We start from the raw sequence: 18,898 nt of genomic DNA, 5'->3' as shown, positions 1-18,898 counted from the left end.
CCAGCGAAACTAGCGCTTCTGCTTGACGATTTTTTCCTGGTCGACCTGATCCTCGCCGATGGGGGCGTGCTCCTCGTGCCCCGCACCGACCAGGAGGTTGTCTCCCTCGCCGAAGAAGCCCTTCTTGAAGTCCACGATTGCGGTCTTCAGTGCTTCAGCGGTGTCATCGTCCATGACGTTGGTCTGGGCCAGCGTCGTCAGGATGGAGGACTTGTGCTTGAGGTGCTCCAGGAACTCGGTCTCGAAGCGGTTGATGTCTTCAACCGGAACCTCGTCCAGGTGGCCGTTGGTGCCGGCCCAGATGGAGACGACCTGGTTCTCGACCGGGAACGGCGAGTACTGGCCCTGCTTGAGCAGTTCCATCAGGCGTGCACCGCGGGTCAGCTGCTGGCGCGATGCGGCGTCCAGGTCCGAGGCAAACATGGCGAAGGCCTGCATGTCGCGGTACTGGGCCAGTTCCAGCTTCAAGGTACCGGAGACCTTCTTCATGGACTTGACCTGGGCGGCGCCACCAACACGGGAGACGGACACACCGACGTCGACAGCGGGGCGCTGGTTGGCGTTGAAGAGGTCCGACTGCAGGAAGATCTGGCCATCGGTGATGGAGATCACGTTGGTCGGGATGTAGGCGGAAACGTCGTTTGCCTTGGTCTCGATCAGCGGCAGACCGGTCATCGAGCCTGCACCGAGCTCGTCGGAGAGCTTGGCACAACGCTCCAGCAGACGGGAGTGCAAGTAGAAGACGTCGCCCGGGTAGGCTTCGCGTCCCGGCGGGCGGCGGAGCAGCAGTGACACTGCACGGTAGGCCTCGGCCTGCTTGGACAGGTCATCGAACACGATGAGGACGTGCTTGCCGCCGTACATCCAGTGCTGGCCGATGGCCGAGCCGGCGTACGGTGCCAGGTACTTGAAGCCTGCGGGGTCGGACGCCGGGGAAGCCACGATCGTGGTGTATTCCAGGGCGCCGTTGTCCTCGAGGGTCTGGCGGACGGCTGCGATCGTGGATGCCTTCTGGCCGATCGCCACGTAGATGCAGCGCACCTGCTTCTTCACGTCGCCGGAAGCCCAGTTGGCCTTCTGGTTGATGATCGTGTCGATGGCAATGGCGGACTTGCCGGTCTGGCGGTCACCGATGATCAGCTGGCGCTGGCCGCGGCCGATCGGGATCATGGCGTCGATAGCCTTGAGTCCGGTCTGCATCGGCTCGTGGACCGACTTACGCTGGGTCACGCCGGGTGCCTGGAGTTCCAGGGCACGGGTGGTCTCGGCCTTGATCTCGCCGAGGTCATCGATGGGCTGGCCCAGCGGGTCAACCACGCGGCCGAGGAAGGCGTCGCCAACCGGCACGGACAGAACCTGCCCGGTGCGGTGGACTTCCTGGCCTTCTTCGATTCCGGTGAAGTCACCGAGGATGATGACGCCGATCTCGCGGACGTCGAGGTTCTGGGCCAGGCCCAGCGTGCCGTCTTCGAAGCGAAGCAGCTCGTTCGCCATGACCGAGGGAAGGCCCTCAACACGGGCGATGCCGTCACCTGCGGTTGTTACACGGCCGACCTCTACGCGCTCTGCGTTTCCGGGTTCGTAGGACGCCGCGAACTCGTTCAACGCATTACGGACGTCGTCGGCGTTGATGGTCAATTCGGCCATCTGCAGTCCCTGCTCTCCTGTTTTCGTGATCATCGTTGCTCACGATGACCGGGGTTTCTTGTCGTTAGGTTGTGCTTGTCCGGCTAGCCGGCAAGCTGACGCTGGAGCTGGCCCAGGCGGCCGGCGACCGAAGCGTCAACCACTTCGTCACCTACCTGGATCCGGATGCCACCGATCAGTGCCGGGTCAACATTCATGTTGATCTTGAGCTCGCGCCCGTAAAGGGCGTTCAGCCCCGCCTGCAGGCGGCTGATCTGCGTCTCCGTCAGCGGACGGGTGACGTCGACCGTTGCAATCCAGCGCTGCTGGCGCTTGGCGGCAAGCTCGGCGAAACGGCGGACCAGCCTGGTGACCTTAAGCCCGCGCGGAGCCGTGACGGCCTGCCCGATCAGGACTTTCGCGTCCTCGCTCGCACCGGGTACGAGTTTGTCGGCGAGGGACACCTTGGCGGCCGGGCTGGCCTGCGGCTCGGACAGAGCACGCTGGACCTCGTGGCTGGACTCAACGGCCTGGTTGAAGGAGAACAGATCGTTCTCCAGCGATTCCAGTCCGCTGAGCCCGGAGGCAGAGACGGCCGACTTGTTCTCGGCAACAGCGATGACCACCGAAGCGGCAAGAGTCTCGAGTGCATCGCCGATATCCCGTGCCGATGCCCAGCGGGAGCTGGCCAGTCCGGCTGCGATTTCAACAGCGTCAGCGGATACTTTCCCGCCGAAGAGCTGCTTGACCAGCGCCGACTTTTCGTCACCGCTGCGGGACGGGTCAGTCAAAGCACGGCGCAAGCCGGCCGAGCTGTCCACGGTTCCCAGGATTCCGAAGAGTTCCTTTGCCAACTGCAGCGACGCGGTGGGAAGCTTGGCCTCCAGTGCCGCCAGCGCAGCGGCCAGCGATTCGCTCGATACACCTGCCATTACTTAGCTACACCCGCGTTCTGGTTCTCCAGATCTGCCAGGAAGCGGTCCACCACTCGGGCCGACCGTGCATCGTCGCTCAGTGCCTCGCCGACGATGCGGCTCGCCAGCGTCGTGGCCAGCGTGCCGACCTCCGCGCGGAGCGACACAACGGCCGCCTGGCGCTCGGATTCGATCTGCGTGTGGGCCTGCGCGGTGATGCGGGCAGACTCGGCAGCCGCCTTCTCCTTCAGCTCTGCAAGGATCTGGGCGCCTTCGGCGCGTGCTTCCTCGCGGATGCGGTTGGCTTCGGTGCGGGCTTCCGTGAGCTGCGCCTTGTACTCTTCGAGCGCTGCGGAGGCCTCGGCCTGGGCCTTTTCGGCCTTGGCGATACCGCCCTCGATGGCTTCGGCCCGCTCTGCGAAGGTCTTCTCGAACATCGGGACAACGTACTTGACCACGATGAACAAGAGGAGCGCAAAGCCGGCGAAGACGACAAGCATTTCCCAAGGATTGGGAACGAGGGGGTTAGTACCGCCTTCGGTGGCGGCTGAGATGATCGCTTGATTCATATTTCACCCGTCCTTATCTACTCGGTTCTGGATGTTCGGTTGTTCTGTTTACTTAAGAACGAACGCGAAGACCAGGCCAAGGATGGCGAGGGCTTCAGTCAGCGCGAGGCCGAGGAATGCGATCGGCTGCAGGACGCGCTGGGCTTCCGGCTGACGTGCCACACCGTTGATGTAAGCGGCGAACACGAGACCCACACCGATACCACCGCCGATGGCGGAGAGGCCGTAGCCGATGAGGTTGAGGGAGCCGTTGATGGAGCCTTCCATTTTTCTTCCTTTCAAGATGCCACCCATGTGGCAGGTTGTTTGGGTTGCTTCATCCCCGTGAGGGGAAGACTATGTTGTGCCGGCTGGGGTTGTGCCTTCTGGCGTGTGCGCCTGAAGGCCTTCGCCTAGTGGCTGTCGGCGTGCAGCGCGCCTTCGATGTAGATCGCGGTCAACAGCGTGAAGACGTAGGCCTGCAGCACCATGATCAGCGCTTCGAGCATGTACATGGCGATCGCACCGCCAAGGACGAGTACGGACGCGCCCTTGAGGAGGACGTTTTCCTGCATCACGAGGTATTCGATGCCCGCACCGGAGATCATGATGATCAGGTGGCCGGCCAGCATGGTGGCGAACAGACGGAGGCTGTGCGTGACCGGGCGGACCAGGAAGTTGGAGATGATCTCGATCGGTACGACGATCGGGAGAATGTAGAACGGCACACCGGACGGAACCGTGGCCAGCTTGAAGTACTTCAGGCCGCTCTTCCGGATGCCGACGGCGATCCAGGTGACGTACACGATCGCGGCGAGCACATAGGCACCGCCAACGTGCGAGAAGGTGGGAAGCTGGATCAGCGGGATTGCACCGTAGATGTTGTTCACGAGGATGAAGAAGAAAAGCGTGAACAGCAGCGGGACATACTTCATGAAGTCCCGGCCGCCGATAATGTCCTTGGCGATGCTGTTGCGGACGAAGCTATAGGCGGCCTCGCCAGCGAACTGCAGCTTGCCGGGAACCAGCTGCTGCTTCCGTGCAGCGATCACAAAGAATGTACCGATAATGACGACCGACAGGATTACCAGCAGCATCTGCTTGGAAAATCCGTCGGCAGCACCCCAGGGGATGATAGCCGGCAGGTGAAGTTCTTCAATTCCAGGAGGCGTGAAGGTTCCTGAATCTTGGGCCGGGAGCGCAAGCGCGATCAACGCGTTTCCTCTCTGCAGTGTCCATCATTGGGCGTTGGGCGGGGACCGGCGACATTGGTGCCCGCCTCTCCCCCTGTGAAATTATTTGGCATTACTGTTCCTCGTCCTGGGACGGGCCACGTGCAGCAGTGCCGTCATCAGCTGAAGTTCTGTTACTGGTGAGGCCGTGCATATGAGAAAGATAGAACCCTCCCGCAGCTCCAAGCAGAGCGCCTGCGAGCACAATCCAGCGGGTTCCCCACAGATTATCCAGTCCCCACCCTATCAAACTCCAGACGATGATTCCGCCAACAATGTAGCTGAAGACGGCGATTCCGGCGTTGTATCCGCCGTCGCTTCCGTCGGTCGATACACCGGGGGCACCGGACGTAGTTTTGGGTGATTTGGCTGGCTGGTTTTCTGGTCCGGTACGTGGTCCGGCAACTGGCCTGCGGCCGGATTTGCGGCTAAACATCGGTGCCGCCTTTTCGCGTTTCGGGATCGTTGTAAATCTGGAGCCTGGCCTTGCTGAAACCGTAAATTTCGGCTGCCTGCCAGAACACGACCGTGACGACGGCGCCGATCAGGAACCAGCGGCCGTGCAGCCAGGCCGGGGCGCCGATGACGAAGAGGACCACGGCGAAGCCGACAACCTTGACGAAGTACGTCGCGACGAACAGTCCGATCGCTCCCGAGGGGTTGTTGCGGCCGACGAAGTGGCCCACCGCGAGGCTGATGGCAAAGAAGGCCATCACCAGCGCGCCGCCGAACAGGGCGGACCAGAGCCCCACGGCGCCGTTAAAGATGAAGGCGGCCGTGCCGGTCAACACCAGTGCTGCGGCGGAGGCCGCGGAACTGATTGCCAGCAGCCTGAGCCACAGGGATTTTGTGGGGCCGGAGACGCCAACGGGTCCGTTGCCGGAAGCGGGTTCCGGTTCGGCGTTGGAGGTCATCAGATCCCAATCGTCGCTGGCGTATTGCTGGTCAAGGCAGGCGGCGAAGTACCGCCCCTGAATTCTACATTAGATAGAAATTATTCGGAAAAGCGCGTCGGACCGGTTTCCCCGGGCATGCCGGTCAGGCTATTCGGGAGTGCGGGCCATCTGCCTCGGCCCGCGCTGGCGCAGGTACGGCCAGGCAGTCGCCACGGCCATGATTGCCGCGGCGGCCAGATCGACGGCGAGGACTATGTGCCAGGGGAAGATCGCGAAAGCGAGGCCGCCGAAGGCAAGGATGCAGGTCCACAAGTACATCAGCACGACGGCGCCGCGGTGCGAGTATCCGATGTCCAGGAGTTTGTGGTGCAGGTGTCCGCGGTCCGCCGACCACGGCGACCGGCCCAGCGCTGTCCGCCGCACCACCGCCAGGCACAGGTCCAGCAGCGGCAGGAACAGCACCGCGAACGGCAACAGGATGGGGATGATCGTGGGGATGCCGTTGGCCCGGTCGTAGAGGCCTGAGCTGATCTGGCCGGTCGAGACGACGCCGGCCGAGGCCATCAGCAGGCCAATCAGCATGGCCCCGGAATCGCCCATGAAGATTTTGGAGGGGAACCAGTTGTGCGGCAGGAAGCCGACGCAGCTGCCGACCACGACGGCGGTCAGCAGGGTGGCGAGGTCCGAACGGTCCAGCAGGACGGCCGTGCGGTGGACCCAGTAGGCCGTGAGGAAGAACGCCGCTCCGCCGATGATCGCCACGCCCGCGGCGAGCCCGTCCAGTCCGTCGATGAAATTGAACGCATTCATGGTGGTGACGATCAACCCGGCCGTCAACACAATGCTCACGGCCTCGTTCTGGATCACGATCGGCTCGGGAATGAACGGGATGATCGTCATCCGGACCCCCCAGGTGGCCACGACCAGTGCCGCGGCGCTTTGGCCGATCAGCTTGACCCACCACCTCAGATCCAGCAGGTCGTCCGCCACGCCGACAACGACGATCACCGCGGCCCCGGCCAGGATTCCCCATGGGGCCGTGTTGTTCCGGAAGATGTCCTTGACGAAGAACGAATTGCTCGCCGTGACCAGGGCAACCAGCACGCCCGCGAAGATGCCGAGGCCGCCGAGCCGCGAGATCGGGGTGGAATGCATGTCGCGGCTGCGGATCGGGGAATACAGCTCCAGCTTGTTGCCCGCGAGCCGGGCACCCCATGTCGCCGCGTAGGTCACGATCGCTGCCGTCAGCATCATGAGCAGGTACATGATCACGGGACGACCACCAGCCAAACGCCGTCAGTACCGTCAGCACAGGCACCGCACGCCGGCACGTCCCGCAGCACCGGACGCGCCGGTGAGCTGCGGAAATGGGGTGGATTCGATTGCGGTGGAACTGTCTTTCGAAAAATGAAACTTCTCCGTCGCCGTGCGCAGGGCAGGCAGTGCGTAGTGCCTGACAGGGCTGTATTACAGTGGACTCTAGTCAAGATACTAATGCCAACGGCCACCTGTCTTCGCGTCACACGGCCCTCTGCCGGCGGGAAAACCACTGACGGTCGTGCTGAAAGGACCCCGCGATGACCCCCTCGGTTGCAGTCGCTGCCGTGACGTTTGACCGTCCCAGGGAGCTGGCGGTCCTGATGGACGCCATCAACAACCAGACCGCTCCAGTGCAGTCCATTTGCCTCGTCGACAGTGGCACCGTGCCGTCGACGGACGTTGCTGGCCAGCACGCCAACGTGGACTATGTCCGGTCCGAGGCAAACCTCGGCGGCGCCGGCGGATTCTCGTTGGCCATCCTCAAGGCCGTGGCCAGCGGGGCTGACTGGATCTGGATGATGGACGACGACGCCGAACCGGCAGATCCCGACTGCCTTGCCACGTTGCTCCGTGAGGCCCAGGAACGTGACCTGGACGCCGTCGTGCCCCTCGTGGTGGCCCCCGGCCACCCGGACCAGCTGTCCTTTTTCTTCCGGCTGGACGGCAAGGTCACGCATGAGCGCGCGGAGGTGGAAAAGGTCGGATTCCTGCCCGACGACGGGCACTTCTTCAACGGCGCCCTGATCCGTTCCGATGTCTTCTTCAAAGTCGGCCTGCCGGACATGCGCCTTTTCATCCGTGGCGACGAGGTGGACTTCACGCTCAGGCTCAGGAAGGCCGGGATCCGCTTCGGCACGGTGACCACCGCCGCCATCACGCACCCGCACGCCTTCGCTGAAACCAAGCACGTCTTCGGTGCGCGGTGGCACGTGATCGTTCCGGATTCCGCCTTCAAGCGCTACTTCTACTACCGGAACCGCGGGTACATGATCCGCCGCCACTTCCGGGTCAAGTCCTTCATCGCGGATGTGGGCGGCTACCTCGGCTACTTCCTGCGCAGCGGCGACTTCCGCGGGCTCGCTGACTGGTTCCGCGCCTTTTCCGCCGGGCTCCGCGGCAAGGGCTTCGGCCCGCTGGAGGACCAGAAGTTCTGACCGTGGTCCCCCGCCCGCAGCCCCGCCGGCAGCCTAGGGCTGCCGGCGCAGGCGCCGGCGGAGCAGCAGGCCCAGCAGCACCCAGGGTTCGCCGAACACCCGGTAGGCTACCCGCTGCGGGTGGAGCATGAGCCGCCATGCCCATTCGAGTCCGAGCCGGCCGATCCAGCGCGGCGCCAGTTTCTGCACACCGGCAATCTGTTCGATGGCGCCGCCGACGGTGCAGTAGACCGCAGGCGGAAGCGCGGCAAGCCGGCGGGCCATGACCTGCTCCTGCAGCGGCATCCCGAGGCCCAGCAGCACAAGCTGCGGGCGCAGCCGGTTCAGCCATTCGACCGCGGCTTCCTCAACTTCCTTGTTCCAGCCTTCGCCGGGCATGCCGTCGACCCGCGCCCCGGGGACGATCTCCCGCAGCCTGGCCACGGCACCGGCGTTGGCCACGGCGCCTGCACCGATGACCGCAATGCGCTCCAGTCCCGCGACATTGCCGAGCGCGGGAATCCAGTCGGTCGACCCAAGGCGGTAGTCCATCACCGGTTCCCTGCCGTCGTCCTCTTCGCCGGTCTTCGCCCAGAGCCAGAGCACCGGTGCGCCGTCGATCAGGACCACGTCGCTGCGCTCATAGAAAGAGCGGAAGGCAAGATCGGAGTGCAGCAGCGTCACGCTGTGCAGGTTGTGGCCCACCACGATCCGGGTCTTGCCCTCGGCCATGAAGGTGCTGAGGACCGCGGTCAGCTCGGACACCGTCACGGGGGTCGCTTCGACGTCGAGGAAAGGGACGCGCTGACGCTCCAGCGTCATGCGGAACCGGGCTCCGGCGCAGCGTCGCCCGGCGCAGCGGCGGACTCTGCGGCGGCCTCCGGAGCGTCCGCAGCATCGGGGGCGTTGCCGTCGATGTCCAGGACGCCGGGCACCACGCCGCGCAGGCGGTCGAGGCTGATGGCTCCCTGCCGGACGACGCGCAAGGGCAGCGCCGTCGCGTCGACGATGGTCGAGGCGAGGGCCTCGGCGCCGTCGGCGGGCCGGGGTCCGCCCTCCAGGTAAACCTCCACGGATTCCGCCAGCTGGGCTTCGGCGTCCGCGGCGGTCTGCGCCGCGGCGTGCCCGGTGCGGTTAGCGGAGGACACCGCGAGGGGTCCGGTAAGCGTCAGCAGGTCCTGGGCGATCTCGTCGGCCGGGATCCGCAGGGCGACCGTGCCCTTGGTCTCGCCGAGATCCCAGTCCAACGACGGCTGGGCATGCAGGATCAGGGTCAGGCCGCCGGGCCAGAACGCCTCGGCCAGCCGCCGCGCCTCGGCCGGAACGTCCGTGGCCAGGCCATCGAGGGCGTTCAGCCTGGGGATCAGCACGGGCGGCGGCATCTTCCGGCTCCGGCCCTTGGAGGCGAGCAGCAGGGTCACGGCAAGGGGTGAAAAGGCGTCGGCCGCAATCCCGTAGACCGTGTCCGTGGGAAAGACCACGCACTTGTTCTCCCGGATGGCCCGTTGGGCGTGCTCAAGTCCCGCAGCGCGCTGCTCGGCCGCCGTGCAATCGTAGCTAGTCGTCACTGGCCTATTCTTTCATCACTTGTCACACGATTTTTCGCGGGCGTCGGCCCTGACGGTGCCAGGACGGCGCTGGTGGCGCGGTCCTTGCCGTTGAGGTCACGGTGCGTTGTCACCCCGGCGAACACCCCGGCGCGTTTGAGCATCACGGCGATCCATTCCGACTGGACCTCGGCGTGCTCCATCACGAAGTAGCCGCCGGGGGCCAGCAGGCGGGCAGCCGAGGCGGCCGCCGCCGTCGGAAGTTCCATCCCGTCCGCTCCCCCGCCGTAGAGCGCCTCGGGCGGGTCGTGCAGCGCCACTTCGGGTTCGTTCGGGATCGCTTCGGCGGGGATGTAGGGCGGGTTGGAGACGACGACGTCGAACGTGCCGTTGTGTTCGGCCAGCGCGTCGCGCAGGTCGCCGCGGATGAGGTGGACGCCCAGGGGAGCCAAGTTTTTCGCCGCCCACGCGTGCGCGAATTCGCTGAACTCGACCGCGTGGACTTCCGCGCCGGGAACCTCATGGGCGATCGAGCCTGCAATGGCACCGGACCCGGTGCCCAGGTCCACGACCTTGGGGTGCGCCAGGGCGTCCAGTTGTTTCCTAGCGCTGAGCCAGTCCAGGACCAGCTGCACCACGGATTCGGTCTCCGGCCGCGGGATGAACACACCGGGACCGACGGCGAGTTCGAGGTAGCGGAAGTGCGCCACGCCCGTTATGTGCTGCAGCGGGATCCGCTGCGCCCGTTCGGCGACCAGGTCGGCGTAGCCTTCCGGCGCCGGCGAGTCCCCGAGCATCAGCGCGCGCAACCGGCCCAGTCCGACGCCGAGCAGGTGCTCGGCCAGGAGCTCGGCGTCCACGCGCGGGCTGGGCACGCCGGCCGCCGCGAGGACCGCCGTCGCCTCGCTGACGGCCTCCGCGAGGCTCGGACCATCACCTGCAGTCATCACCAGTGACCCGCGCCTATTCGCCGATGGCGTCGAGCCGGGACTGCTCGTCCAATTCGATGGCCGACTGGATCACCGGTTCCAGGTCGCCGTTCATGACCTGGTCCAGGTTGTAGGCCTTGTAACCGGTGCGGTGGTCCGCAATCCGGTTTTCCGGGTAGTTATAGGTACGGATGCGCTCGGAGCGGTCCATGGTGCGGATCTGCGACTTGCGCTGCGCCGAGTTTTCGGCGTCGATCAGCTCCTGCTGGTGCGCCAGGATGCGGGCACGCAGCACGCGCATGCCGGCCTCACGGTTCTGCAGCTGCGATTTTTCGTTCTGCATGGCGACGACGATTCCGGTGGGAAGGTGCGTGATGCGCACTGCGGAGTCGGTGGTGTTGACCGACTGCCCGCCGGGACCGGAGGAGCGGTAGACGTCGATCTTGAGATCGTTCTGGTTGATCTCGAGCTCCTCGGGCTCGTCCACTTCGGGCAGCACCAGCACGCCGGCGGCCGAGGTGTGGATGCGGCCCTGGGATTCGGTGACGGGAACACGCTGGACCCGGTGCACGCCGCCTTCGAACTTGAGCCGGGCGTACACGCCTTCGGCCGGATCGTTCGAGCTGCCCTTGACGGCCATCTGGACGTCCTTGTACCCGCCGAGGTCCGACTCGGTGGCGGAGATGATCTCGGTCTTCCAGCCGCGGGATTCCGCGTAACGGCTGTACATCCGCAGCAGGTCCGCGGCGAACAGGGCTGCCTCGTCGCCGCCTTCGCCGCCCTTGACCTCGAGGATCACGTTGCGGGAGTCGTCCGGGTCGCGCGGGATCAGCAGCCGGCGCAGCTTGGCCGCCGCCAGCTCCAGCGCGGCCTCCAGCTCGGGCACCTCGGCCGCAAACTCGGGGTCCTCGTCCGCCATTTCCTTGGCAGCGGCCAGGTCATCGCGGATGCCTTCCCAGCGGTGGTAGGCCTCCACAATGCCGTTCAACTGGGCAGAACGCCGCCCCAGCTTCCGGGCCAGCCGCTGGTCAGCATAGACAGCAGGATCCCCCAGCTGAGCCTGGATAGAGTCGTGCTCATCCAACAGGCCCTGTACGGACTCAAACATTTTCAAACCTCTTTCGACTCTCTCAAGTCTAGTTACTGCAACGCGGGGTCACTTACCGCCCATTCCGGCGGCCCTGATGGGCCGTAGGTGACCCCGCGTTGCTCCGGCCAGGGGGTGGTGAGTTAAACCAGAAGCCGCTCAAAATATGCCGGCCAGGGAGTGGCTTCGGGCCTGCCGGAGCCGGGTGGCTAACGATCGCAGATCGTTGGCCACCCGGCGGAGGGGCGGGGCCGGCATATTTTGAGCGGCGAAAGCCAGCTACTTGTCGTTATCGGACTTCGCACCAAGCGTCGTCTTCTGCACCTGCATGAGGAACTCGACGTTGCTCTGGGTCTCCCGGATCTTGTTGGTCAGCAGCTCAAGGCTCTGCTGCGTTTCGAGTCCGGACAGGACGCGGCGCAGCTTCCACATGATCTTGACTTCCTCGGGGGAAAGCAGGTTTTCCTCACGGCGGGTACCGGACGCGTTGACGTCCACGGCCGGGAAGATGCGCTTGTCCGCGAGCTGGCGGGACAGGCGCAGTTCCATGTTGCCGGTGCCCTTGAACTCTTCGAAGATGACCTCGTCCATCTTGGAACCGGTCTCGACGAGCGCGGTGGCCAGGATGGTCAGCGAGCCGCCGTTTTCGATGTTGCGGGCTGCACCGAAGAAGCGCTTCGGCGGGTACAGCGCTGCGGAGTCCACACCACCGGACAGGATGCGGCCGGAGGCCGGTGCTGCCAGGTTGTAGGCACGGCCCAGGCGGGTCATGGAATCAAGGAGCACCACAACGTCCATGCCCATTTCCACGAGGCGCTTGGCGCGCTCGATGGAAAGCTCGGCCACGGTGGTGTGGTCGTCGGCGGGACGGTCGAAGGTGGAGGCAATGACCTCACCCTTGACGGTGCGCTGCATGTCCGTGACTTCTTCGGGACGTTCGTCAACGAGCACCATCATGAGGTGGACCTCAGGATTGTTGGTGGTGATGGCGTTGGCGATGGACTGCAGGATGAGCGTCTTGCCGGCCTTCGGCGGCGAAACGATCAGACCGCGCTGGCCCTTGCCGATCGGGGCCACGAGGTCGATGACGCGCGGGCCGATCTTCTTCGGGTCCGTCTCGAGGCGCAGGCGTTCGGAGGGGTAGAGCGGGACGAGCTTCGCGAATTCGACGCGGTCCTTGAGCTCTTCCGGCGTCTTGCCGTTCACCGAGGTGACGCGGACCAGGGCGTTGAACTTCTGGCGGGCGGACTGCTGCTGATTCCCCTGCTGGGCTTCGCCTTCGCGCGGTGCACGGATGGCGCCGACGACGGCGTCGCCCTTGCGCAGGTTGTACTTCTTGACCTGGGCGAGGGAGACGTAGACGTCGTTCGGGCCCGGCAGGTAACCGGAGGTGCGGATGAACGCGTAGTTCTCGAGCACGTCGAGGATACCCGCGACCGGCAGCAGGACATCGTCCTCGGTGACCTCAACGTCGTCGACGTCGGGTCCCTGCTGACGCCCGCGGCGGCGGTCGTTGCGGTCGCGGAAGCGGTCGTTGCGCGAGGAGTTGTCGCGGCTGTCCTGCTGGCCCTGGCGGTCACCGCGGTCGTTGCGGTCACGACGGTTGCGGCGGTTCCGGCGGCTTCCGCCGTCAGAATCATCGCTGTCGCGGGTGTTTTCGCGGGTGCTCTCGCGGGTGCCGGCCGAGTCGTCGCGGCCGCCACGGGTGCGGGTGTCACGGCGCTGGCCGTCTTCGCTGCCGGGCTCGCGCTGTTCGGTGCGCTGTTCACGCTGTTCGCGCTGTTCAGTGCGCTGTTCAGTGCGCTGTTCGCGCTGCTCAGTGCGCTGTTCACGCTGTTCAATGGCGGGCTGTTCGGCCTGGGCCTCGACGGCGGTCTGGCCGGCCTCGGTGGCCTGGGCTGCGGCTTCGCCGCGGCGGCGGTTGCGGGTGCGCGGCTGCCTCGTGCGGTCGCTGCCTTCGGTCCCGGAAACGGCAGAACCGGATTCGGCAGTCGCGGAGGCGCCGGAGTCGGTGGAAACCGCGGGGGCTTCAGCCGGGGCGGCGGCGGGTGCCTCTACGACGGGCGCCGTGACGACTCCGTCGCTGCCTGCGCGGCGGCTGCGGCCACGGCGGGCGCGGGGGCTTTCCTGGGCGGGGGCGTCATCGGCGGCGGGCGCTGTTGCGGGCGCAGCTGCCGGGGCCGCTGCGTGGGACACAGTGCCGTTGTCGCTCGCCTTTTCGGCAGCGCGGGCCGGAGCCTTGCTTACCGGGGTGCCTGCGCGGTGGGCGGAAATGGCCGTGACCAGATCACCCTTGCGCATGCGCGAACCGCCGGAAATGCCCAGCTGGCTGGCGAGGGCCTGGAGCTGGGCGAGCTTAAGGCCTGCAAGGCCGCTGCTCTTGGCGGGTGCTGCCGTTGATTCGGCAGCAGAAGATGTATCCACAGCCGGAGACAGCTCAGTGGTTTCGGTCACGAAGGATCCTTCCCCCTCGACGGCGTCCAGGCTAAGAGCTGGACGCGGTGATTTGATCTGGGCTGCAGTTCAGATCTGCAGCCGGGATTTCGGCCTTGCCGGATGTATATCGGCCAGCAGGGCCGGATATTGCTTCACCATGCACGATCCGAGAAATGAGGAACGGCGGGCTGAGTTTCAGGGGGCAGATCAATTCTGCTGATTCCTGCGTCAGACCGAAAGCAGGTGGCACCGGAAAATATTGCGCAGTGAAAGATGAGAGAGGCTACGTGGCCAACATCGCGGTCTTACAACGGTTAAAAATTTACCGCCTGCGTATTTACCGCCGGTGCACTTCCACTTTAGCACCTTCAACGTCCACGGCCAGCTTCATCACGCGCCAGCCCACTTCCGGCGTGTTGCCCGCGGTGTGGGCGCCGATGAAGTCCACAACCTCACGGGCTTCCGCTTCGCCGTTGGCTAGGACCAGCACGGTGGGTCCGGCGCCGGATACGACGGCGGCGTGCCCTGCCCGGCGCAGCGCGCCGATCAGTTCCGCGCTGGGCCGCATGGCCTCGGCGCGGTAGCTCTGGTGCAGGTAGTCCTCGGTGCCGGGCAGCAGGAATTCCGGGTTCGTGGTCAGGGCATGGATCAGCAGGGCGGCGCGGCCGGAGTTCATGGCCGCGGCATGGTGGCCCACCGAGGCGGGCAAAAGGGCCCGGGCGGCCTCAGTGGAGAGCTCGTAGTCAGGCACAGCGACCACGGGGATCACTGAGGCGGCCACGGACGCGCACGTGCTGCTGTACTGGTCACTGTCCTGCCATGACAGCGCCAGTCCGCCGAAAATGGCGGGTGCAACGTTGTCCGGGTGGCCTTCCATTTCGCTTGTGAGCTGCAGGATCCAGTCGCGGCCACGCCGGGAGGCCTCCGGAACCAGGGCATTGGCGGCGCTGACGGCCGCCACCACGGCCGAGGCCGATGAGCCCAGGCCCCGTCCGTGCGGGTTGACGTTGTCCGCCGTGATCCGCAGGCCTTCGTGCCGGAACCCAAGGCGGTGCAGGGCCTCGGTCAGGGCCTTGACCACGAGGTGCGTCGCATCGCGGGGCAGGGACTCGGCACCCTCGCCGCTGAGCTCGAATTCAAGTTCACCGCTGGCCAGGGTTTCCACGGTCAGCGTGTCATGCAGCGAGAGGGCCAGGCCGAGGCTGTCGTACCCGGGGCCCAGGTTGGCGCTCGTGGCCGGGACACGCACGGTGACCAGCTGGCCCGCCGGAACAGCCGGGGAGCCGGCAGCTGATTCGGCCGGGACGGTGACGGTTGTTTCCAACGTTATTTTTCTTCCAGTCCCAGTGCTGCGGCGACGGTGACGACGTCGTTGGAAACCTTGACCGGCTGCACGTCGCTGCCGTCCTCGGTGCGCAGGGCCCACTGCGGGTCCTTGAGTCCGTGACCGGTCACCGTGATCACGATCGTCTTGCCTGCCGGCACTTCCCCGGCCGCGTGCTTCTTGATCAGCCCGGCGACGCCGGCAGCGGAGCCGGGCTCCACGAAAACGCCTTCCCGGGCGGAGAGCCACCGGTGCGCGGACAGGATTTCCTCGTCCGTGACGGCCTCGATCACGCCGCCGGATTCATCCCGGGCCGCCACGGCGGTGTCCCAGGAGGCCGGGTTGCCGATCCGGATGGCGGTGGCAATGGTGTCGGGCTCGGTGATGGGGTGGCCGGCCACGAAGGGCGCCGCCCCTGCGGCCTGGAAGCCCCACATGACGGGTGTCTTGGTGGACACTGCGGGCAGCGACCCGGCGGTGGGCGACTCAAACGCCGCAGCGTATTCCTTGTAGCCCTTCCAGTACGCGCTGATGTTGCCGGCATTTCCCACCGGGAGCACGTGGAAGTCGGGGGCGTCGCCGAGCGAATCCACCACTTCGAAGGCGCCGGTCTTCTGGCCTTCGATCCGGGCCGGGTTGACGGAGTTGACCAGGAACACCGGGTAGGACTCGCCGAGCTTGCGGGCGATGTCGAGGCAGTCGTCGAAGTTGCCGTCCACCTGCAGCAGCGTGGCCCCGTGCGCGACTGCCTGGCTGAGCTTGCCCATGGAGATCTTGCCCTCCGGGACCAGCACCGCGCACTGCAGCCCGGCCGCCGTCGCGTAGGCCGCGGCGGAGGCGGAGGTGTTGCCGGTGGAGGCGCAGACCACGGCCTTGGCGCCGGCAGCCACCGCTGCCGTCATGGCCATGGTCATGCCGCGGTCCTTGAAGGAACCGGTCGGGTTCATGCCTTCGACCTTGAGGTATACGGTGCTGCCGGTCAGCTCGGAGAGGTGGCGGGCGTGCACGAGCGGGGTGCCGCCCTCGCCCAGGCTGATGACCTTGGTCGCTTCCGTGACAGGAAGACGGTCGGCGTATTCGCGGATGACACCGCGCCATTGGTGAGCCACTTAGACTCCTTCTACCCGGAGTACGGATGTGACGGAATTGATGACGTCCAGGCGCCTGACGGCCTCGACGGTTGCTGCAAGTGCGGCTTCGCGTGCACGGTGTGTCACGATCCGCAGCTCGGCCGATTCCACGTTGGAGTCGGCGTCGCGGTGAATGGTCTGCCGCATGATTTCGATGGACACGCCGTGCTCCGCGAAGAGCTGCGCGATCCTGGCCAGGACACCGGGCTGGTCCGCGACGTCGAGTCCGATGTAGTAGCTGGTGACGGCCGCGTCGATGGGCAGCGATGGCACGTGCCCCGTGGTGGTTTCGGTCCGGCCGGGGCCGCCCAGGACAATGCGGCGGGCCGCGGAGACGAGGTCGCCCAGCACGGCGGACGCCGTCGGGGTGCCGCCGGCACCCTGGCCGTAGAACATGAGCTCGCCCGCGTTCTCGGCTTCGATGAAGACGGCGTTGAATGCACCGCGGACAGCGGCGAGGGGGTGCTCGCGGGGCAGGAGCGTGGGGTGGACACGGACCGAGACGCCGGTCTTGCCGTCCTCGTCAACCAGTTTCTCGGCAATGGCCAGCAGCTTGATGACAAAGCCGGCTTCCTTGGCGGCGGCGATGTCCGCCGCGGTGACCGACGTGATGCCCTCGCACGAGACGTCTTCCAGGGCGAACCGCGTGTGGAAGGACAGTGAGGCGAGGATCGCGGCCTTGGCGGCGGCGTCGTAGCCTTCGATGTCGGCCGTGGGGTCGGCTTCCGCGTAGCCCAGGCGCTGGGCCTCGGCCAGCGCGTCGGCGAACTGCGCGCCGGTGGAGTCCATCTGGTCGAGGATGAAGTTGGTGGTGCCGTTGACAATCCCGAGCACCCGGGTGATCCGGTCGCCGGACAGGCTGTCGCGGATGGGCCGCAGGATGGGGATGGCGCCGGCCACGGCGGCCTCGTAGGACAGCTGCACCCCGGCCTTGTCCGCTTCCTCGTACAGTGTGGGGCCGTCCTGGGCCAGGAGCGCCTTGTTGCCGCTGACAACACAGGCACCGTGCCGCATGGCGGTAAGGATCAGGGTCCGGGCCGGCTCAATGCCGCCCATGAGTTCAATGACGACGTCGGCGTCCTTGACGAGGACTTCGGCGTCAGTGGTGAACAGCTCCTGCGGCAGCTCGACGTCGCGCTTGGCATCGAGGTTGCGCACCGCGATGCCCTGCAGTTCCAGCCGGGCGCCCGTGCGCGCGGCGAGGGCGTCGGCGTCGTCAATGAGAATCCGCGCAACCTGGGCCCCAACGTTGCCACAGCCCAGGAGGGCCACTTTCAGGGTTCGCAATTCAGACATTCAGACTCCCATGTCGCGGTTGAGCAAATCTTCTTCGGTTTCCCCGCGGACAATGAGCCGGGCAGATCCGTCGCTGACAGCGATAACGCCCGGCCGGGCCAGATAGTTGTAGTTGCTTGACAGGGCCCAGCAGTAGGCGCCGGTCCCCGGTACAGCAAGCAGATCACCGGCTGCCACGTCCTCGGGCAGATATACATCTCTAACAACTATGTCGCCGCTCTCGCAATGTTTGCCCACCACTCGGGACAGCTGCGGCGCCGCGTCGGAGCTCCGCGAGGCGAGAATCGCCGAATAATCCGCGTCGTACAGCACCGGCCGGGGGTTGTCGCTCATCCCGCCGTCCACCGACACATAGCGGCGCGGGTGCGTAACGTCCCCGGCTCCGTTAGGCCCGGCCGCGGCACCAGCCGCGGCCGGGGCATCCACCCGGACGGTCTTGAGCGTGCCGACCTCGTACAGCGTAAAGGTGGTGCTTCCGACGATCGCGCGGCCCGGTTCGATCGAAATCCGGGGGGCGGTTATGCCGAGGGCAGCGCATTTGGAACGGACGACGGCGGCCATCGCCTGCGCGATTTCGGCGGCCGGGCGCGGGGTGTCCACGGGGGTGTAGGCGATGCCGTAGCCGCCGCCGAGGTCAAGCTCGGGCAGCACGATGGAGTACTTCGACTGCATCGCTGCCAGGAAGTCCAGCAGCCTCTCGGCGGCGAGGGCGAAGCCGTCCGGTTCGAAGATCTGCGAGCCGATGTGGCAGTGCAGGCCCAGCAGTTCGATGCTGGCGTGCCCGGTGGCCGCGGCCACGGCTTCCTCTGCGGCGGACAGTCCGGCCTGGTCCGTGGAGTCCCCGGCCATGGACAGGCCGAATTTCTGGTCCTCGTGGGCCGTGGCGATGAATTCGTGGGTGTGGGCGTGCACTCCGGGGGTCAGCCGCAGCATCACCCTGGCGGTGTCGCCCCGGTTGGCGGCGATCGCCGCGACGCGTTCGAGCTCATCGAGGCTGTCCACCACGATCCGTCCCAGCTGCATGTCCAGCGCCCGGTGGATTTCGCCGTCGGACTTGTTGTTCCCGTGCAGGGCGACGTCGGCGCCGGGGATGCCGGCGCGGAAGGCCACGGCGAGTTCGCCGCCGGACGCCGTGTCCAGGCGCAGCCCCTCTTCCTCGACCCAGCGGACCACGGAGGTGCACAGGAAGGACTTGCCGGCGTAGTAGACGTCCACTCCCCCGCAAATATCGGCGAAGGCGTCGTTGAAGGCGTCGCTGAACGCCCGGGCCCGGGCCCGGAAGTCGGTCTCGCTCAGCACGAACAGCGGCGTGCCGTACTGGCGCTGAAGCTCACTGACCGTCAGCCCCTCGATGGTGAGCTCGCCGTCGTCGTTGCGCGCAACACCGCCCGCCCACAGCGGTTCGTGGAGGGCATTGAGGTCGGCGGGGACCTCGAGCCAGTCCGGGGCGAGCGGGGACTGTCCTGAATTTGCGCTCATG

Annotated in this window: 18 protein-coding genes; 1 reads left to right on the top strand and 17 read right to left on the bottom strand. The window is 66.1% G+C overall.

The genetic code is table 11. From position 1 onward, the window contains the following. Positions 1-9: 9 nt before the first annotated feature. The 8 genes from atpA to AC1DBX_RS05460 all read right to left on the bottom strand — a co-directional run bounded on the left by atpA (position 10) and on the right by AC1DBX_RS05460 (position 6,488). Entirely contained in the window at positions 10-1,647 is a 1,638-nt protein-coding gene (gene atpA / locus AC1DBX_RS05495; protein ID WP_026266817.1) for a F0F1 ATP synthase subunit alpha, read from the bottom strand. Between the two features lie 83 nt (positions 1,648-1,730). Beyond that, entirely contained in the window at positions 1,731-2,558 is an 828-nt protein-coding gene (locus AC1DBX_RS05490; RefSeq protein ID WP_230008751.1) for a F0F1 ATP synthase subunit delta, read from the bottom strand. After that, positions 2,558-3,109, bottom strand: a complete 552-nt coding sequence (locus tag AC1DBX_RS05485; protein WP_223916021.1) for a F0F1 ATP synthase subunit B — start codon at positions 3,107-3,109, stop codon at positions 2,558-2,560. Before AC1DBX_RS05485 ends, AC1DBX_RS05490 begins: the two co-directional genes overlap by 1 nt. A gap of 48 nt (positions 3,110-3,157) precedes the next feature. Beyond that, positions 3,158-3,376 carry an ATP synthase F0 subunit C gene (gene atpE / locus AC1DBX_RS05480; protein ID WP_003804776.1) on the bottom strand — a complete coding sequence of 73 codons (219 nt, stop codon included), beginning with the start codon at positions 3,374-3,376 and terminating at the stop codon, positions 3,158-3,160. A gap of 125 nt (positions 3,377-3,501) precedes the next feature. Further along, positions 3,502-4,302 carry a F0F1 ATP synthase subunit A gene (gene atpB, locus AC1DBX_RS05475; RefSeq protein ID WP_223916023.1) on the bottom strand — a complete coding sequence of 267 codons (801 nt, stop codon included), beginning with the start codon at positions 4,300-4,302 and terminating at the stop codon, positions 3,502-3,504. A 91-nt stretch (positions 4,303-4,393) separates the two neighbouring features. Continuing rightward, complete coding sequence (locus tag AC1DBX_RS05470) at positions 4,394-4,756, bottom strand: hypothetical protein (protein ID WP_476873179.1); 363 nt, start codon at positions 4,754-4,756, stop codon at positions 4,394-4,396. Then, positions 4,749-5,234: a hypothetical protein gene (locus tag AC1DBX_RS05465; RefSeq protein ID WP_476931237.1), complete on the bottom strand. Its 486-nt coding sequence runs from the start codon at positions 5,232-5,234 to the stop codon at positions 4,749-4,751. The genes AC1DBX_RS05470 and AC1DBX_RS05465 overlap by 8 nt, the downstream gene beginning before the upstream one ends. 129 nt (positions 5,235-5,363) lie before the next feature. Continuing rightward, entirely contained in the window at positions 5,364-6,488 is a 1,125-nt protein-coding gene (locus tag AC1DBX_RS05460) for an MraY family glycosyltransferase (RefSeq protein ID WP_476848847.1), read from the bottom strand. A 305-nt stretch (positions 6,489-6,793) separates the two neighbouring features. On the opposite strand from AC1DBX_RS05460, the gene AC1DBX_RS05455 reads away from it, so the two are divergent. Beyond that, positions 6,794-7,690, top strand: a complete 897-nt coding sequence (locus AC1DBX_RS05455; RefSeq protein WP_476858834.1) for a glycosyltransferase — start codon at positions 6,794-6,796, stop codon at positions 7,688-7,690. Positions 7,691-7,723: 33 nt separating this feature from the next. Here the strand turns inward: AC1DBX_RS05455 and AC1DBX_RS05450 are convergent, their stop codons facing one another. The 9 genes from AC1DBX_RS05450 to lysA form a co-directional block, all read right to left on the bottom strand. Beyond that, entirely contained in the window at positions 7,724-8,491 is a 768-nt protein-coding gene (locus tag AC1DBX_RS05450) for a WecB/TagA/CpsF family glycosyltransferase (protein WP_476931236.1), read from the bottom strand. After that, entirely contained in the window at positions 8,488-9,237 is a 750-nt protein-coding gene (locus AC1DBX_RS05445; protein WP_476931235.1) for an L-threonylcarbamoyladenylate synthase, read from the bottom strand. The genes AC1DBX_RS05450 and AC1DBX_RS05445 overlap by 4 nt, the downstream gene beginning before the upstream one ends. After that, positions 9,234-10,163 (bottom strand): peptide chain release factor N(5)-glutamine methyltransferase, encoded by a 930-nt coding sequence (prmC, locus tag AC1DBX_RS05440; RefSeq protein WP_476931234.1) that lies wholly within the window; start codon positions 10,161-10,163, stop codon positions 9,234-9,236. Before prmC ends, AC1DBX_RS05445 begins: the two co-directional genes overlap by 4 nt. Positions 10,164-10,179: 16 nt before the next feature. After that, entirely contained in the window at positions 10,180-11,253 is a 1,074-nt protein-coding gene (gene prfA / locus AC1DBX_RS05435; RefSeq protein ID WP_079554478.1) for a peptide chain release factor 1, read from the bottom strand. Between the two features lie 258 nt (positions 11,254-11,511). Next, positions 11,512-13,686: a transcription termination factor Rho gene (rho, locus tag AC1DBX_RS05430; protein ID WP_476858837.1), complete on the bottom strand. Its 2,175-nt coding sequence runs from the start codon at positions 13,684-13,686 to the stop codon at positions 11,512-11,514. Positions 13,687-14,005: 319 nt separating this feature from the next. Continuing rightward, entirely contained in the window at positions 14,006-14,992 is a 987-nt protein-coding gene (gene thrB, locus AC1DBX_RS05425; RefSeq protein ID WP_476857521.1) for a homoserine kinase, read from the bottom strand. A gap of 2 nt (positions 14,993-14,994) precedes the next feature. Further along, entirely contained in the window at positions 14,995-16,101 is a 1,107-nt protein-coding gene (gene thrC / locus AC1DBX_RS05420; RefSeq protein WP_028276075.1) for a threonine synthase, read from the bottom strand. Then, positions 16,102-17,418 carry a homoserine dehydrogenase gene (locus AC1DBX_RS05415; RefSeq protein ID WP_028276076.1) on the bottom strand — a complete coding sequence of 439 codons (1,317 nt, stop codon included), beginning with the start codon at positions 17,416-17,418 and terminating at the stop codon, positions 16,102-16,104. Then, positions 17,419-18,897, bottom strand: a complete 1,479-nt coding sequence (gene lysA, locus AC1DBX_RS05410; protein ID WP_476858838.1) for a diaminopimelate decarboxylase — start codon at positions 18,895-18,897, stop codon at positions 17,419-17,421. Position 18,898: the final 1 nt, after the last annotated feature.

It is taken from the genome of Arthrobacter sp. 10N44_2 (genome assembly GCF_056394385.1).
Note: the sequence above shows the minus strand (reverse complement) of the source record. Positions and strands in the feature narration are given on the sequence as shown.

What these genes read in the sequence shown, in the direction of transcription:
- lysA (WP_476858838.1), bottom strand. Translation starts at nt 18,897, where the DNA reads ATGAGCGCAAATTCAGGACAGTCCCCGCTCGCCCCGGACTGGCTCGAG.
- prfA (WP_079554478.1), bottom strand. Translation starts at nt 11,253, where the DNA reads ATGTTTGAGTCCGTACAGGGCCTGTTGGATGAGCACGACTCTATCCAG.
- AC1DBX_RS05450 (WP_476931236.1), bottom strand. Translation starts at nt 8,491, where the DNA reads ATGACGCTGGAGCGTCAGCGCGTCCCTTTCCTCGACGTCGAAGCGACC.
- prmC (WP_476931234.1), bottom strand. Translation starts at nt 10,163, where the DNA reads ATGACTGCAGGTGATGGTCCGAGCCTCGCGGAGGCCGTCAGCGAGGCG.
- AC1DBX_RS05490 (WP_230008751.1), bottom strand. Translation starts at nt 2,558, where the DNA reads ATGGCAGGTGTATCGAGCGAATCGCTGGCCGCTGCGCTGGCGGCACTG.
- AC1DBX_RS05415 (WP_028276076.1), bottom strand. Translation starts at nt 17,418, where the DNA reads ATGTCTGAATTGCGAACCCTGAAAGTGGCCCTCCTGGGCTGTGGCAAC.
- atpE (WP_003804776.1), bottom strand. Translation starts at nt 3,376, where the DNA reads ATGGAAGGCTCCATCAACGGCTCCCTCAACCTCATCGGCTACGGCCTC.
- AC1DBX_RS05455 (WP_476858834.1), top strand. Translation starts at nt 6,794, where the DNA reads ATGACCCCCTCGGTTGCAGTCGCTGCCGTGACGTTTGACCGTCCCAGG.
- AC1DBX_RS05465 (WP_476931237.1), bottom strand. Translation starts at nt 5,234, where the DNA reads ATGACCTCCAACGCCGAACCGGAACCCGCTTCCGGCAACGGACCCGTT.
- AC1DBX_RS05470 (WP_476873179.1), bottom strand. Translation starts at nt 4,756, where the DNA reads ATGTTTAGCCGCAAATCCGGCCGCAGGCCAGTTGCCGGACCACGTACC.
- atpA (WP_026266817.1), bottom strand. Translation starts at nt 1,647, where the DNA reads ATGGCCGAATTGACCATCAACGCCGACGACGTCCGTAATGCGTTGAAC.
- AC1DBX_RS05485 (WP_223916021.1), bottom strand. Translation starts at nt 3,109, where the DNA reads ATGAATCAAGCGATCATCTCAGCCGCCACCGAAGGCGGTACTAACCCC.